The sequence below is a fragment of the Pseudoduganella buxea genome, from assembly GCF_009720835.1.
GTDB lineage: Bacteria > Pseudomonadota > Gammaproteobacteria > Burkholderiales > Burkholderiaceae_D > Rugamonas > Rugamonas buxea.
Window position 1 is genome coordinate 35419 of sequence record NZ_WNKZ01000012.1, and the last position, 14826, is coordinate 50244.

Here is a 14826-nt window from a genome sequence, read left to right on the forward strand (position 1 = left end):
TAACGGAGCCCACCTTGTCATCCCTGCCACTGATGTTGCTATCCGCCCTGCTCGGCCTGGCCGTCTGGCATGACCTGCGTGCGCGCCGTATCCCGAATTTCGTTGTCTTCCCCGGCGCCCTGCTGGCGCTGGCGCTGCATGCGCTGCTGCCGGCCGGCGCGGGGCTGTTCGGCACGCCGATGGGCGCCCTGGGCATTCTGTCCTCGCTGGGCGGCCTGGCGCTGGGCCTGGCCTTGCTGCTGCCGATGTACGTGCTGCGCCTGATGGGTGCCGGCGACGTCAAGCTGCTGGCCATGGTGGGCGCCTTCGTCGGCACCGGCGATATCCTCACCGTCGGCATCGCCACCCTGCTGGCCGGCGGCGTGCTGGCCATCGTCGTCGCCGCATGGGGCGGCAGCCTGCGCCGCGTATTGGGCAATACCTACCAGACCATGCTGCATGCCGGGCTGACCGGACTGCGTGATGGCATCGCCCTGCCGGCCGCCGCAAGCGGCCGCCTGCCGTATGCCGTTGCCATCGCTGCCGGCACCGGCGCCTGCGTGCTGTGGCTGCGCGCGTTCGGGGAGCTGCCGCTGTGAGCGAAACGATCATGGCCCCGGCCGACGCGCGCGCCCCGCGCACCGTCGACGACACCGGCCTGCCCTTCCTGTTCCTGGCCGAACTGGTGGCGAAAGTGCTGCACCAGCGGGGCCAGCTGCGCCTGCCGGAACTGGCCTCCCACCTGAAACTGAGCGTCAGCGTCATCGATCCGCTGATCGCCTTCCTGCGCGCCGAGAAGCTGTGCGAAGTGGCGCGCATCGGCAACAGCGGCACCGATGCCGATCTGTCCTATGTGCTGACGGAAGGCGGCCGCGTGCGCGCCGCCACGGCGCTGGGCCGCAATGCCTACGCCGGCCCCGCGCCCGTCACCCTGGCGGCCTACACGGCACAGGTGCAGGCGCAGAGCGTGGCGGGCGTGCATGTCACCCGCGCGCACATGGCGGCCACCTTCGACGGCATCGTCGTCAATCCCCGCGTGCTGGCGCAACTGGGGTCGGCCATGAACTCGGGCCGCGCGCTGTTCCTGCACGGCCAGGCCGGCAGCGGCAAGACCTTCCTGGCCGAGCGCCTGCGCAACCTGCTGTCTGGCGCCATCGCCGTGCCGCACGCGCTGATGGTCGACGGCGAAGTGATTCCCTTCTTCGACAATGTGCAGCACCAGCTGGTGGAAGAGACGGTCGCGGCCAGCACCGGCTTCGACCGCGGCACCGCGCCGGACATGCGCTGGGTGCGCGGCGTGCGCCGCCCCGCGGCGCTGGCCGGCGGCGAACTGACGCTGGACATGCTGGATTTGCGCTTCGACGCGCATACCCGCCTGTACCAGGCACCGCCGCACCTGAAATCGAACAACGGCATCTTCATCATCGACGACCTGGGGCGCCAGCGCTGCTCGCCGGAAGAGCTGATGAACCGGTGGATCGTGCCGATGGACCGCAACGTCGATTACCTGACGCTGCACACGGGCCACACCTTCCAGGTGCCGTTCGACGTGATCGTCGTGTTCTCGTCGAACTTCGTGCCGCACCGCCTGTCCGATGGCGCATTCCTGCGCCGCCTGGGCTACAAGATCGAAGTGCCGCCGGCCTCGGAAACCGAATACCACCAGTTGTTCCGCCAGGCCTGCGACCAGGCCGGCGTGGCGTTCGATGCGGCCGTCTTCGAATACCTGCTCGACTGCCACCGCCAGCGCGACGTGCCGCTGCTGGCCTGCTACCCGCGCGACCTGCTGCGCCAGCTGCGCGACCTGGCACGTTATGAAGACCGCCCCCCGGAACTGAGCCGCCCGAACCTGGACTGGGCCTGGGATAACTATTTTGCCGCGGGCAGCCTGCATGGCTGCGCCCTGGAGCTGGAACGCCGCGAACGCGGCAGGATGGAGAACGACTGATGCGAAATTCACGATCACTGCTCATTATCGGCGTGGCCCTGTTCCTGGCGCTGGCCGCCGTGCTGGTCGCGGCCAAGCTGATGAGCGACCAGGGCCCCAGCGGCACGCGCGTGGCCGTTGCCGCCGCCGATATCGGCCAGGGCGCGCGCCTGGTGCCCACCAACCTGCAACTGGTCGAGTGGCCAAGCGGCTCGGTGCCGCCCGGTGCCATCACGGACCTGAAGCTGCTGGAGAACCGCGTCACCCGCACCGATATCGGCAACGGTGAACCGATCCTGGAATCGAAGCTGGCGCCGCCCGGCACCACCGGTGGCCTGTCCGCCGTCGTCGCCGCCGGCAAGCGCGCCATGACGGTGCGCGTCAACGACGTGGTCGGCGTGGCCGGTTTCGCCCTGCCGGGCAATTATGTCGACATCCTCGTCAACCTGGCCGCAGGTGCCAGCGACAACGGCGTGCGTGAGCAGTCGATCTCGAAGATCGTGCTGGAACGCATCCTCGTGCTGGCCGTGGCGCAGGAATCGAACCGCGACGACACCAAGCCGCGCGTCGTCAATGCCGTGACCCTGGAACTGACGCCGGACCAGGTCGAAAAGCTCGACCTGGCGCGCAGCATCGGTTCGCTGTCGCTGGTGCTGCGCAACCAGGTCGACCCGCAGCCGGCCAACACGGTAGGCGCCACGCGCGAATCCGTGCTGGGCCTGCCGCCGGCAAAGGCGCCCGCACCCGTGCGTGCCGAGGCCCCGCGCCCGGCGAGCGCTCCTGCCCGTCCGCCCGCGCCCCGCGCCGAAGGCGTACTGGTGATCCGCGGCCTGGACGCCGCACCGCAAGCATTTGATTCGAAGGCACCGCAATGACGCACGCACTGAACAAGACCCTGCTGGCCGCCGCGCTGGCGCTGGCGATGGACGCCGGCTGGGCCGCCACCGACTGTATCGACCTGAAGGGCGGCGCCACCCAGCGGCTCGAACTGGTGCGCGGCAAGTCCGTGCTGAAGCGCTTCTGCTCCCCGGCCGCGCAAGTGACCGTGGGCGCGCCGGAAGTGGCCAATGTCGTCGTGCCGAACGTGAACGAAGTCGTCATCGTCGCGCGCGCCGTCGGCACCACCAATATGATCGTGTCCGGACGCGACCAGCGTTCGACCGTGTTCGATATCGCCGTCACCGTCGATACGGCGCCGCTGCGCGCGCAGTTCGACACGCTGTTCCCGGACGAAAAGGGCATCCACCTGGGCAGCACGGGCAACACGCTGGTGCTGTCCGGCATGGTCAGCGATTCGGCCGTGGCCGGCCAGCTGATGGCCCTGGCCACCGCCTTCCAGGAGAGTGCCGCGCCGGCCGCCGGCGCCTCCGCCGGTGCTGGCAGCCCGCCCGCCAGCGGCGTCGGTGCGCCAGCCGCCGCCGCGCCGGCAGCGGCATCTTCCACCCAGCCGAAGGTGCTGAACATGCTGTCCATCGCCGCGCCCCAGCAGGTGCTGCTGGAAGTGAAGATCGCCGAGGTCTCCAAGTCCCTGGTCGACCAGCTGGGCGCGACGCTTGGCTATACCAAGACCAACGGCAGCTGGAGCTACGGCATCCTTTCGAGACTGCTGTCCGAGACGGGCAATGGCATCACGGCGTTCAAGAACAGCACCACGCAGCTGACCATCGATGGCCAGAAGCGCGATGGCCTGATCAAGGTGCTGGCCGAGCCGACCGTGATGGCCGTCAGCGGCCAGGAGGCCAGCTTCCTGGCAGGCGGCACGATCTTCATTCCCGTGGCCCAGAACAATGTGTCCGGTACGACCACCATCACCCTGGAAGAAAAGCAGTACGGCGTGGCCGTCAAGTTCACGCCGACCGTGCTGGCCGGTGGCCGCATCAACCTGCGCGTGGCGCCTGAAGTGTCGGAACTGAACCGCGAAGGCATCGGCATCAGTGTCAGCGGCTCGACCGCGACGGCGATCCTGCCCGCCTTCACGACGCGACGCGCCACCACCACGGTACAGCTGCAGGATGGCGAGAGCTTCGCCATCGGTGGCCTGATCCGCAACAACGTGACCAGCAATATCAAGCGCTTCCCCTTCCTGGGCGATGTGCCCGTGCTGGGCACGCTGTTCCGCAGCAGCGACTTCCAGAACGACCGCACCGAGCTGGTATTCATCGTCACGCCGCACCTGGCCAAACCGCTGCCGGCCGCGCCGCGCCTGCCGACCGACGACTACGTGCAGCCCACGCGCGCGCAGTTCCTGATCGGCGGCCAGCACGAAGGCCCGGCCAAGACCGACGCACCGAAGGACAAGCCATGATTTTCTTCCGACCTCTCATCCTCCTGCTGGCATCGGGCCTCCTGCTGGGCGGCTGCGCCAGCAACGAGCCGGCCGGCACCGGCAACACCGTGCGCAACATCATGGCCAGCCAGATCCTGCCGCCGCAGCTGGACAAGCGCCGTGCCGGTACCGATGCCGGCATCGCCATCTCGGCCTTCGAGAATTACCAGAAATCGTACGAGACGCCGAAGGCGCAAAACGACAACCCGACGTTCGGCAAGAAGTAAGGAAGCCATCATGAAAATTGCCGTCCTGTCCCGCGACGACCGCCACCTGATCGAGCTGGCACGCCAGCTGCGCACGCGTCCCGGTGCCGATGAAGTCGACATGATTCCCGGCTCGCCGGCGCGCCTGACGACGCTGGCCGACGATGCCGTGCCGGACGTGCTGGTGGTCGACCAGCCCCGCGCCGAAGAAGGTGACCTGGACCAGCTCGAACGCCTGGGCCACCTGTTCCCGCAGATGGCCTTCATCGTGCTGTCGGGCGACCTGTCGCAGGAATTCCTGCTGCGTGCCATGCGCGCCGGCGTGCGCGAAGTGCTGCCGGCGTCGCCCCAGCCGGCCGCGATGACGCAGGCACTGGACCGCATCGCCGAGAAGCTGGGCAACCAGGGTGGCGCCAACGGCAAGGTGCTGGCCTTCATTTCCTGTAAAGGCGGCAGCGGCTCGACCTTCCTGGCGACCAACCTGGCCTATGCCTTGTCCGCCGGCGGCACCAAGCGCGTCGCGCTGATCGACATGAACCTGCAGTTCGGCGACGCCTCGCTGTTCGTCTCGGACATCAAGCCGCTGGCGACCCTGTCGGACGTGGCGACGCAGATCCACCGTCTCGACCCGTCGTTCCTGGCCTCGTCGATGGTCAGTGTCACGCCGAACTATAGCGTGCTGGCCGCGCCGTCCGACCCGGCCCATGCCAGCGACGTCAAGCCCGAGCATATCGACGCCATCGTCAAGCTGGCACGCCGCCAATACGATTTCATCGTGCTGGACGTGGGCCGCAGCCTGGACCCGGTCAGCATCCGCGCGCTCGATCACGCCGACACGATCTACCCCGTCCTGCAGATGACCTTGCCGTATATCCGCGACGGCAAGCGCCTGCTGACGGTGTTCCGCAACCTCGACTACGGCAAGGACAAGGTCGAGCTGATCGTCAACCGCCACGACAAGAACAGCGATATCCGGCTGAAGGACCTGGAAGAGGCCTTCGACACGCCCATCCTGCGCACCATGCCGAACCATTACGACGCCGCAGCGAAATCCGTCAACCAGGGCGTGCCCGTCACGCGCCTGATGCCGGAAAGCCCGCTCTCCATCGCGCTGCACGACATGGCGCGCGACCTGGCCGGCGTGGCCGCGCCGCAGCAGGCCACGGGCCTGATGTCGCGCCTGTTCGGCCGCCGCGCCGCCTGATTGCCGGACCGTTTTAGGACACACGATGAACATGCCTTCTTCCTCGCTGCGCGACCGCCTCAACAGCGGTGCCGTGCGCCCGACCGCCCAGCGCGGCGCCATCGACAACCGCGCCTACCACCAGCTGAAAAGCCGCATCCACGAGGCGCTGCTCGACCGCGTCGACCTGGAAAGCATGCAGCGGCTGACGCCGGACCAGATCCGCCAGGAGCTGCGCCTGCTGGTCGAGCGGCTGCTGGAAGAGGAGATGGTCGTCATCAACGACGCCGAGCGCAAGACGCTCACGCGCGACATCCAGAACGAGATGCTGGGCTTCGGCCCGCTGGAGCCGTTGCTGGAAGACCCGACCGTCTCGGACATTCTCGTCAACACCCACAAGCAGATCTACGTCGAGCGGCGCGGCCGCCTGGAATTGACGGATGTGACGTTCACCGACGAAGCGCACCTGATGAAGATCATCGACAAGATCGTCTCGCGGGTGGGCCGCCGCATCGACGAATCGAGCCCGATGGTCGATGCGCGCCTGCCGGACGGCTCGCGCGTGAACGCCATCATCCCGCCGCTGGCCATCGACGGCGCCGTGATGTCGATCCGGCGCTTCTCGGCCGACCCGCTGCGCCTGGCCGACCTGGTCTCGTACGGCAGCATGACGGCCGACATGGCCGAGGTGCTGCAGGGCCTGGGCAAGGCCAAGGTGAACATCCTGATCTCGGGCGGCACCGGCTCGGGCAAGACGACGATGCTCAACGTGATCTCCGGCTTCATCAACCACAACGAGCGGATCGTCACGGTGGAAGACGCGGCCGAGCTGCAGCTGCAGCAGCCGCACGTGGTGCGCCTGGAAACGCGCCCGCCGAATATCGAAGGCAAGGGCGAAGTGACGCAGCGCGCGCTGGTGCGCAATGCGCTGCGGATGCGGCCCGACCGCATCATCCTGGGCGAGGTGCGGGGCGCCGAGGCGATGGACATGCTGGGCGCGATGAATACGGGCCATGAAGGCTCGATGGCAACGATCCACGCCAATACGCCGCGCGACGCGCTGACGCGGCTGGAAAACATGGTCAGCATGGCCGCCGGCACCTTGCCGGCCAAGGCGATTCGCCAGCAGATCGCCGCCGCCGTCGGCGTCGTCGTACAGGTGTCGCGCCTGACGGACGGCAAGCGCAAGGTGCTGTCGATCTCGGAAGTGACGGGCATGGAGGGCGACGTCATCACGATGCAGGAGATCTTCTCGTTCAAGCAGAGCGGCGTGGGCGACGACGGCACCGTGATCGGTCATGCCACCGCCAGCGGCGTGCGGCCCCGCTTCGCCGAGCGCCTGCGCACCTTCGGCGTGAACCTGTCGCCGGCAGTATTCGAGCCGCGCTAGGAGAGGGGTCATGAACGTCACCTTCCTGCTGTTCATCGTGCTGGTCTTCGCCGCAGTCATGCTGTTGGTATGGGGGCTGTATGTCGGCTGGCACACGCACCGCAGTCCGGAAGCGGAGCGGGTGGCGCGGCGCCTGCAAGGCATCATCGGCGGCGAAGTGCGGCAGTCGGAAGTGACCATCGTCAAGGAGCGGCGGCTCAGCGAAAGCCCGGACCTGGACAGGCTGCTGCGCCGCCTGCCCGGGACGCGCAAGCTCGATCGCATGCTGGTGCAATCCGGTGCCCGTTACCTGGTATTGCGTCTGGTGGCCTTGTGCGCCGGCGGCTTCGTGCTGGGCCTGGTCGTCTCGGCCTGGCTGCAGCTGCCAGGACTGGCCATGCTGGCCGTGGCGGCGCTGCTGGCCTGCCTGCCGGTCTGGAACCTGACGCGCGTGCGCGATGCCAGGCTGGCGCGCTTCGAACGCCAGCTGCCCGAGGCACTGGACATGATGAGCCGCGCCATGCGCGCCGGTCATGCCTTCCCGACGGCCCTGAAGCTGGTCGCCGACGAAATGAGCGCGCCGCTGGGCGAGGAATTCAAGACCGCGTTCGACGAAGTCAATTTCGGCGTCGCCATGGGCGACGCCCTGAACAACCTGGCGCAGCGCGTGCCCAGCATGGACCTGCAGTATTTCGTCGTGGCCGTGCTGATCCAGCGCGAGACGGGCGGTAACCTGACCGAGCTGCTGACGTCGATCAGCGCCATCATCCGCGACCGCCACAAGCTGCAAGGGCAGGTGCGGGTGCTGTCCGCCGAAGGCCGCATGTCGGCCTGGGTATTGTGCCTGCTCCCTTTCGGGGCGGGCGCCATGATGTACTCGACCAACCCCGAGGCGATGCATGTTTTCGTTGCCGATCCGGGCGGCCGCAGGATGCTGCTGACCGCCGCCGGCATGATGCTGTTCGGCGTGCTGGCTATCCGCAAGCTGGTACGGCTGCGCGTTTGAGGAAATCCCGATGAGCCATTCACAGATCCTGTTTCTCGCCGTCCTGTTCCTGCTGATCTTCGGCGCGGTGGCCCTGGCAATGCTGGTGCTGACGCGCGACCCCGTCAAGGGGCGCCTGTCTGCCCTGGACGAACGCGAGGTGCTGGCGCCGCGCGGCGAGAGCTGGCTGCAGCGCCTGTCGCAACTGGCCGCTCCGCTGGCAAAGCTGTCCGTGCCGGCCGAGGGCTGGGAAAGCTCGCCCGTGCGGATGCGCTTCATCCACGCCGGTTGGCGCGGTGCCGCCACGCCCGGCCTGTTTCACGCCGGGAAGACGGCATTGACCGTCGGCCTGCCGCTGCTGCTCTACCTGGCCATTGCCGGCGATGCGGCGCGCGACAGCACGGTGACGTTCCTGTACCTGGCCGCCGCCGCCGCTTGCGGCTACTACGTGCCGGACCTGGTCCTGAAGCGCAAGATCAAGGAACGCCAGCGCGAAATCTTCGAAAGCTTCCCCGATGCGCTGGACCTGATGACGGTCTGCGTCGAAGCCGGCCTGGCAATGGATGCGGCGCTGGCCCGCGTCGGCGCGGAGATCGGCCTGAAAAGCCCGGTCCTGGCCGACGAGCTGCAGCTGGTGACCCTGGAAATGCGTGCCGGCAGTGCCAAGGACAAGGCGCTGCGCAACCTGGCGCTGCGCACCGGCGTGGAAGACGTCGATGCGTTGACGAAGATGCTGATCCAGGCCGACCGTTTCGGCACCAGCGTGGGCGTCGCGCTGCGCGTGCAATCCGAGCAGCTGCGCACGCGCCGCCGCCAGATGGTGGAAGAGCAGGCCGCGAAGATCGCCACCAAGCTGCTGTTCCCGCTGATCTTCTTTATCTTCCCGGCCCTGCTGGTGGTGTTGCTGGGTCCTTCCGTGCTGCAGATCATGAAGTCGATCGGCCCGCTGGCCGGCAGCGCCTGATACGCCGCCTCGCGCCCTCAGTTCACGTCCGGCACCAGCAGCACCAGGTCCGTCACGCCGAGATCGACACCGGCCTGCGTCAGCAAGGTGCTGGCCTGGCCGCGGTGGTGGGTCTGGTGGTTGAAGAAGTGCAGCAGCAGGCTGCCGAAGCGCTTGCGGAACTCGGTACCCTTCGTGCTGCGGTAGACGAAGGCCGTCTCGAGGTCGGCCGGCTGAAGTTCGGCGGCAAAGGCGGTAATGAAGCCGTCGAGCCGCTGGCGGTGGGCCCGGAGCGTCGCCAGGTCGTCGCCATACGACTGCGTCAGGCTAGTGGGAATCGGCGCCCCCCGCAACGGCGCCAGCGCGGCAAAGGCGCCCGGATGCAGCGCAAAGCGCGACAGCCAGATCGTGTCGCCCGCCACCAGGTGGTTCATCGTCCCCAGCAGCGAACCGAAGAACGCCTTCCGCTCCGCCCCCAGTTCCCCGGGCGCCAGCCGCCCCGCCGCGTCGTACAGCTTGCGATTCATGTCGGCGTTGTACGCCGCCAGCAAAACGATATCGTCACACGTCGGCATCGGCGCCCCCGTCATTGCGGCACATGCCGCCGGGGGAGTGTACTACGACCAACTTATCCAACCTCCGGCTTGGCCAATTTTTGAGCGGTGTCCAGCGCGGCGCGCAGCGGCTTGGGTGTCTGACACCGATGCGCGGGCGGCTTACAGCATCGCGCGCAGCGACACGACGACGTTGCGCGGGTCGCCGTAGTAGTAGCTGATGCCCGTCGGCGCGTATTTCTTGTAGTAGACCTTGTCGAACAGGTTGTTGACATTGACCTGCACCGAGTAGCGCTCGTTGAACTTGTAGCCCAGCATGGCGTTGTAGACGGTGTAGCCGCCCTGGCGGGCCTTGATGGCGCCGCCCGTGACGTAGGTGTCGCTTTGCACTTGCGCGCCGCCGCCGACGGCCAGGCCGCGCAGCGCGCCGTCCGGGCGGTACGTGCTGAACACGCGCAGCTGGTGGCGCGGGTCGATCGTGCGCAGCGGCTGGCCGACGTTGGCGGCGCTGCTGTCGACAATGTACTTCGTGCGCGTATTGGTGTAGCCGCCCATGACCTGCCAGCCCGGCAGCACTTCGCCGGCCATTTCCATTTCGAAGCCTTCGCTTTGCGTCTTGCCGCCGGCGATGCGGCAGTAGCCGCTGGTGTAGTACGGCAGGCAGGGGTTGGCGGTGGAGCCGTCCTCGATCGCGCGGCCGACGTTATCGATGCGGAAGGCGCCCAGCGATGCGCTCAAGCGGCCGCCGAAGAATTCGCCCTTGATGCCGGCTTCGTAGTCTTCGCCGCGGATGGGATCGAGGATATTGCCGCTGGCATCCTTGACGTTCTGCGGCGTGAAGATCTCCGTGTAGCTGATGTAGCCGTTGACCTGCTTCGTGAAGTCGTAGACCAGGCCGGCGAAGGGCGTCGTCTCGCGCCCGATCCTGTAATTGCTGGCCGGCGTCTTGACGGCTTCGTACTCCCACCAGCTCAGGCGCGCTCCCAGCAGCACCGTCAGCGGATCGGTGATGGACAGGCGCGCCGTCGCATAGGCGCCCTTCTGGCGTGTGAACGTGGGCGAGGCGCTGCCGCTGACTGGGACGTCCCGCTCGGCGTAGGAGGTGTACGGATTCCACGTGCGGATGTCGACATTGTCAGCCTGGTACAGGTTGCCCTGGCCCCAGCTGTCGGTGGCATCGGTGCGCAGGCTCTCGCCGCCGACCACCAGCTGGTGGGTGCGGCCGAACAGCGCGAACGGGCCGTTGGCGGTGACGTTGAAGCTGCGCTGGTCGCTGTCGGCACCCGTGTACTGGGCCGTCGTCACGTTCATCAGGTAGGGACTGGTGGCGCGGGCCTGGCGCGTGAAATAGGTCTGCTTGAAGCCGTTGTCCTTCAGGTGCAGGCGGGTCCATGCGGCGCTGGCCTTGATGCGCCAGTCGTTCTCGAAGCGGTGCTCGATTTCGACCAAGGCCTGCTGGTTGTAGCGGTTCCAGCGATTCCAGTCGGCGCCCAGGTAGGTGTCGCGCGGCAGATTCAAGGGCGAGCCGTCCAGGTTCCCCGGCAGGTTGCCCCAGGCGCCCGTGGCATCGAGGTCCGTGTGCTGCAAGCTGGCCGTCACGGTGGTGCGCGGCGTCAGGTCCGCTTCGATAACGCCGTACAGCACCTTGCGGTCCTCATGCCGCGCCTTCTGGAAGAAATCCTTTTCGTCGCCGACGGCGACGAGGCGGCCGCGCAAGGTGCCGGCCGCGTTCAGCGATCCGGAGACGTCGCCTTCCAGGCGATAGCGGTTCCACGATCCGGCGGTGGCGCCGACGGACGCGTGGAAGGCCTTCGTCGGCCGCTTGCGCACCATATTCACGGTGGCCGACGGATTGCCCGATCCGCGCAGCATGCCCGAGGCACCGCGCAGCACTTCGACCCGGTCCAGCACCGCCGTATCGGGCTGCACGAACGAGGAGCCGGCCTGGTTGACGGTGACGCCGTCGATCTGCAACGCGTCGATCTGGTAGCCGCGCGAAAAGTACGTCACGCGTTCGCTGTCGGTGTAATCGACGGATACGCCCGGCGTATTCTGCAGCACGTCCTGCAGGTCCAGCAGGGCGCGGTCGTCCAGCATCTGGCGCGTGATGACGGTGACGGGTTGGGGAATCTCGCGCACCGTGTCGAAGCCCTTCATCACGCTGGCCTTGCGGCTGGCCAGCGAGCCCGATCCCTCGCTGCCCTTGCCTTCTGCCGTGCCCGTGACGGTCACCACCGGCAGCGGCGCTTCGGCCTCCGGCAACGGCGCGGCATGGGCCAGCGGATACGCCAGCGCGAGGCTGGCGCACAGCATGGTTGCCTGGCGGCGGGGGCGGTTGGACGGGCTGGTGCGGTGGCGCGGCATGACGACTCCTGTAGGGAACAACCTTCGCAAATGCGAATGCAAATGATAATCACTATCAATTGTAAGCGCGGTATCGTTTGCTGTCGATCTGCAAGTTGAGAGAGGCTTTCCAGCTGGAGGGTCCGCACGTGCCGCCTTTCGCGCCGACTTGTCGGTCGATTCACGAAATATCCGTTCAACTTCCTGCCATGGGGCCATCCACGCGCTGCCGGCCTATAAAATATTCGTATTGCATTCGATGCTGGCAACCGACGTTAATCTTCAGAGGAAATCATGGCTGTTTCACACGATGGCTGGTTGGCTGCGCTGGTAGCGTTGGGCCTCGCACTCGTCAGTGGGACCTTCGTGGCGGGTACCATCTTTCAAAAATCCGAGAGCAGTGTGCAGATTGTCGCCGCTGAAAACGCGAAGGCGGAACTGAAGCAGAAGGTGCAGGAACTGGAGCTTGCCGTGGCCAACGCCCGGTCCGAGGCACAGCGGCTGGACCAGCTGCTGGGCGCCTACAAGACGGCAGTGGAGCAAAGGGACGCACGGATTGCCGTGCTTGAAGGCGGTGCGAGAATTCCAGACAACTGCCTGTTTATCCAAAAACAGATCGAAGAGTTGAACAAGCAACTTGCTGGAGTCGACCGGGACGACGTATTTTCACCGCGCCGGACGTACGAGCAAAAGGAGGCCGAAAGAAACCGGCTGGATAACCGGCTCGCTCAACTGATCCCGCAATTGGGCTTGGCCAAATGCGGCGCCGCGCCGTAGTCGTCGATCGGGCGTTCGTCACTAGCGTGGCGGTTGAATCGGGCTGGCTGGCGCCACCGACGCCCGCATCGTCACCGTCACGGGAAAATCCCGTTCGACGGGCCGGCCCAGGTCGTAGCACAGGTTCAGCAGCGCGTTGAGGCCGTTCAGGGTCATCTGCCGCCACGGCATGCGCACCGACGTCAGGCGCGGTGCCGCGTATTCGGCGCTGGGCGTGTCGTCGTAGCCCAGTACCGACAGGTCCTGCGGCACGCGGATGCCCGCTTCCTGGAAGTACGACAGCGCGCCCACGGCCATTTCGTCGTTGGCGCAGAACAGGGCCGTGCAGCGGTAGCCGGAGGCCGCCAGGGCGCGCGCCGCGTCCCAGCCGCCGGCCGGAGAGAAGTCGCTCCATTGCCGCCAGAGCGTAGCCGGATCGACGCCGTGGCGCGCCAGTTCGGCATCGAAGCCGTCGATGCGGGCCACGTTGTCCGGCAGGCCTTGCGGGCCGGCGACGACGGCGATGGCGCGGTGGCCGTGTTCCAGCAAGGTGCGCGCCGCCAGCCGCCCGCCCAGCGCATGGTCGACCGTGAAGCACTGGCCGGGAATGGCGGCGAAGGGGTGGTTCAAGGCCACCAGGCGCGCCACCTTCGGACCCAGTGCCGCCAGGTCGTCGTCCGCCAGCGCGCTGGTCATCACGATCAGTCCATCGCAGCCCCGCTCGATGAGGAACTCGATGCCTTCGATGGCCTGGCGGCGGTCGTCGCCCAGCCCCACGCCGAAAGCCACCACCATGTGCAGGCCGGCCGCGCGCAGTTCCGTGTCGACGATCTTCAGGATCGGCGTGTAGAAGGTACCGGACAGGGCCGGGATGTACACGCCGATCATCTTGCTGGACCCGGACAGCAGCGCGCGCGCCGCGTGCGAAGGGCGGAAATCCAGCGCCGCGATGGCCTGGTTGACCTTTTCCAGGGTGGCGGGCGACACGGGGCCGCTGCCGTTGATGGCCCGCGAGGCGGTGCCCAGTCCCACGCCCGCCAGCCGGGCAACGTCCTTGATGGTGGCCAATGCAACTCCTTCGTCGTGAATACGGCGAGAGCATAACTTACCCACAGCCGCTCGCGCCGGCCGGCGGGGCGCGTCCGGGCCAGCGGCCGGGTTCTGTTGTTTGTTTGTATAAAACGCGCCGGGCACGGTTGCGTCGTCAAAATGGAAACGTTACCATGAATCGACTCGCATGCACCCGATTGGACCGTGAAGGACCGCCAATGTCGCCAGCAGCAAAACAAATCTGCCTGATCGCCGCCCTGGCCTGGTGCGGCGGCGCGGTGGCGGGAACGCTGGCGAAGCCGGACGGCTGGCGCCTCGTCTGGTCCGACGAATTCGAGGTCGACGGCCTGCCCGACCCCGCCAGATGGGACTATGACACCGGGCGCAACCGCGCCGGCTGGCATAACGGCGAATTGCAGTACTACGCCCGCGCCCGGCCGGAAAACAGCCGCGTGCAAGGCGGCAAGCTTCTCATCACGGCCCGGCGCGAAGCCTTGCGCGGGCAGCCCGACCATGGCGGGCAGGCCTATTCGTCGGCCCGCCTGCTCACGCGCGGCAAGGCCAGCTGGACCTACGGCTTCTTCGAGGTGCGGGCCCGGCTGCCCTGCGCTGGCGGCAGCTGGCCGGCCATCTGGATGCTGGGCACGCGCGGCAAGTGGCCGGCCGACGGCGAGATCGACATCATGGAACATGTGGGCCACAAGCCGGGCGAAATCCTCGGCAGCGTCTACACGGAGGCGAGCAACTGGCCGAAGGGTACGGGCAAGACCGACCGGATCGTTATGCCCGACGCCTGCGACGCGTTCCACGACTACCAGCTCAGCTGGACGAAGGAGCGCATCGTCATCGGCGTCGATGGCCGCGCCTACGCCGAGCTGGTCAATCCGAAGGACGGCGACTACGCCAGCTGGCCGTTCGACAGTCCCCAGTACCTGCTGCTGAACCTGGCAGTGGGCGGCGACCTGGGCGGCGCGGTACAGGACGCCAGCCTGCCGTGGCGATTCGAAGTGGACTACGTGCGCGTGTACCAGCCTTAGCCGCGCGGTTTTACAACAGCAACATTCCTTCTTCAAGCAAAGCAAGAATATTCCGTTGACAATTTTTTCGACGCTGCCTAAGATTTATCGAATTCGCATGGAAACGTTTCCAGTCACATGAAAGGCCGAAGTTGGGCGGCGATGGGGGAGCAAACGCCTGCGGGCAGG

14 protein-coding genes are annotated in these 14826 nt (G+C 67.0%); 11 read left to right on the forward strand and 3 right to left on the reverse strand.

Annotated features, from left to right (window positions below; translation table 11 throughout):
* Positions 1 to 14: 14 nt before the first annotated feature.
* Genes GM672_RS06705 through GM672_RS06745 form a run of 9 tightly spaced genes read left to right on the forward strand, consistent with a single transcriptional unit; the run spans position 15 to position 8939 of the window.
* The gene (locus tag GM672_RS06705; RefSeq protein WP_155469758.1) at positions 15 to 578 is read left to right on the forward strand and encodes a prepilin peptidase; all 564 of its coding nucleotides are present in this window, start codon (positions 15 to 17) and stop codon (positions 576 to 578) included.
* Positions 575 to 1927, forward strand: a complete 1353-nt coding sequence (locus GM672_RS06710) for a DUF8689 domain-containing protein (RefSeq protein ID WP_229427767.1) — start codon at positions 575 to 577, stop codon at positions 1925 to 1927. Before GM672_RS06705 ends, GM672_RS06710 begins: the two co-directional genes overlap by 4 nt.
* Entirely contained in the window at positions 1927 to 2781 is an 855-nt protein-coding gene (gene cpaB, locus GM672_RS06715; RefSeq protein WP_155469759.1) for a Flp pilus assembly protein CpaB, read from the forward strand. Before GM672_RS06710 ends, cpaB begins: the two co-directional genes overlap by 1 nt.
* Complete coding sequence (locus tag GM672_RS06720) at positions 2778 to 4211, forward strand: type II and III secretion system protein family protein (RefSeq protein ID WP_155469760.1); 1434 nt, start codon at positions 2778 to 2780, stop codon at positions 4209 to 4211. Before cpaB ends, GM672_RS06720 begins: the two co-directional genes overlap by 4 nt.
* The gene (locus GM672_RS06725) at positions 4208 to 4459 is read left to right on the forward strand and encodes a hypothetical protein (protein WP_155469761.1); all 252 of its coding nucleotides are present in this window, start codon (positions 4208 to 4210) and stop codon (positions 4457 to 4459) included. The genes GM672_RS06720 and GM672_RS06725 overlap by 4 nt, the downstream gene beginning before the upstream one ends.
* A gap of 10 nt (positions 4460 to 4469) precedes the next feature.
* Entirely contained in the window at positions 4470 to 5642 is a 1173-nt protein-coding gene (locus GM672_RS06730) for a CpaE/TadZ family protein (protein ID WP_155469762.1), read from the forward strand.
* A gap of 25 nt (positions 5643 to 5667) precedes the next feature.
* Positions 5668 to 7011, forward strand: coding sequence for a TadA family conjugal transfer-associated ATPase (locus GM672_RS06735; RefSeq protein ID WP_155469763.1), 1344 nt, complete (start codon positions 5668 to 5670; stop codon positions 7009 to 7011).
* A gap of 10 nt (positions 7012 to 7021) precedes the next feature.
* Positions 7022 to 7996, forward strand: a complete 975-nt coding sequence (locus GM672_RS06740; protein WP_155469764.1) for a type II secretion system F family protein — start codon at positions 7022 to 7024, stop codon at positions 7994 to 7996.
* A gap of 10 nt (positions 7997 to 8006) precedes the next feature.
* Positions 8007 to 8939, forward strand: coding sequence for a type II secretion system F family protein (locus GM672_RS06745; RefSeq protein ID WP_155469765.1), 933 nt, complete (start codon positions 8007 to 8009; stop codon positions 8937 to 8939).
* A 17-nt stretch (positions 8940 to 8956) separates the two neighbouring features.
* Here the strand turns inward: GM672_RS06745 and GM672_RS06750 are convergent, their stop codons facing one another.
* Entirely contained in the window at positions 8957 to 9493 is a 537-nt protein-coding gene (locus GM672_RS06750; protein ID WP_155469766.1) for a DinB family protein, read from the reverse strand.
* Between the two features lie 141 nt (positions 9494 to 9634).
* Entirely contained in the window at positions 9635 to 11836 is a 2202-nt protein-coding gene (locus GM672_RS06755; protein ID WP_229417589.1) for a TonB-dependent siderophore receptor, read from the reverse strand.
* Between the two features lie 273 nt (positions 11837 to 12109).
* On the opposite strand from GM672_RS06755, the gene GM672_RS06760 reads away from it, so the two are divergent.
* On the forward strand, positions 12110 to 12592 hold the full coding sequence (locus GM672_RS06760) for a hypothetical protein (protein ID WP_155469768.1): 483 nt from the start codon (positions 12110 to 12112) through the stop codon (positions 12590 to 12592).
* A gap of 21 nt (positions 12593 to 12613) precedes the next feature.
* Here the strand turns inward: GM672_RS06760 and GM672_RS06765 are convergent, their stop codons facing one another.
* Positions 12614 to 13639, reverse strand: coding sequence for a LacI family DNA-binding transcriptional regulator (locus GM672_RS06765; RefSeq protein ID WP_155469769.1), 1026 nt, complete (start codon positions 13637 to 13639; stop codon positions 12614 to 12616).
* A gap of 200 nt (positions 13640 to 13839) precedes the next feature.
* Between GM672_RS06765 and GM672_RS06770 the strand changes: the two genes are divergently transcribed.
* A complete protein-coding gene (locus tag GM672_RS06770; RefSeq protein ID WP_155469770.1) occupies positions 13840 to 14658 on the forward strand; it encodes a glycoside hydrolase family 16 protein in 819 nt (272 codons plus the stop codon).
* Positions 14659 to 14826: the final 168 nt, after the last annotated feature.

Coding starts and splice junctions, on each gene's coding strand:
- cpaB (WP_155469759.1), top strand. CDS start 1,927: ATGCGAAATTCACGATCACTGCTCATTATCGGCGTGGCCCTGTTCCTG.
- GM672_RS06720 (WP_155469760.1), top strand. CDS start 2,778: ATGACGCACGCACTGAACAAGACCCTGCTGGCCGCCGCGCTGGCGCTG.
- GM672_RS06725 (WP_155469761.1), top strand. CDS start 4,208: ATGATTTTCTTCCGACCTCTCATCCTCCTGCTGGCATCGGGCCTCCTG.
- GM672_RS06730 (WP_155469762.1), top strand. CDS start 4,470: ATGAAAATTGCCGTCCTGTCCCGCGACGACCGCCACCTGATCGAGCTG.
- GM672_RS06735 (WP_155469763.1), top strand. CDS start 5,668: ATGAACATGCCTTCTTCCTCGCTGCGCGACCGCCTCAACAGCGGTGCC.
- GM672_RS06740 (WP_155469764.1), top strand. CDS start 7,022: ATGAACGTCACCTTCCTGCTGTTCATCGTGCTGGTCTTCGCCGCAGTC.
- GM672_RS06745 (WP_155469765.1), top strand. CDS start 8,007: ATGAGCCATTCACAGATCCTGTTTCTCGCCGTCCTGTTCCTGCTGATC.
- GM672_RS06750 (WP_155469766.1), bottom strand. CDS start 9,493: ATGCCGACGTGTGACGATATCGTTTTGCTGGCGGCGTACAACGCCGAC.
- GM672_RS06755 (WP_229417589.1), bottom strand. CDS start 11,836: ATGCCGCGCCACCGCACCAGCCCGTCCAACCGCCCCCGCCGCCAGGCA.
- GM672_RS06760 (WP_155469768.1), top strand. CDS start 12,110: ATGGCTGTTTCACACGATGGCTGGTTGGCTGCGCTGGTAGCGTTGGGC.
- GM672_RS06770 (WP_155469770.1), top strand. CDS start 13,840: ATGTCGCCAGCAGCAAAACAAATCTGCCTGATCGCCGCCCTGGCCTGG.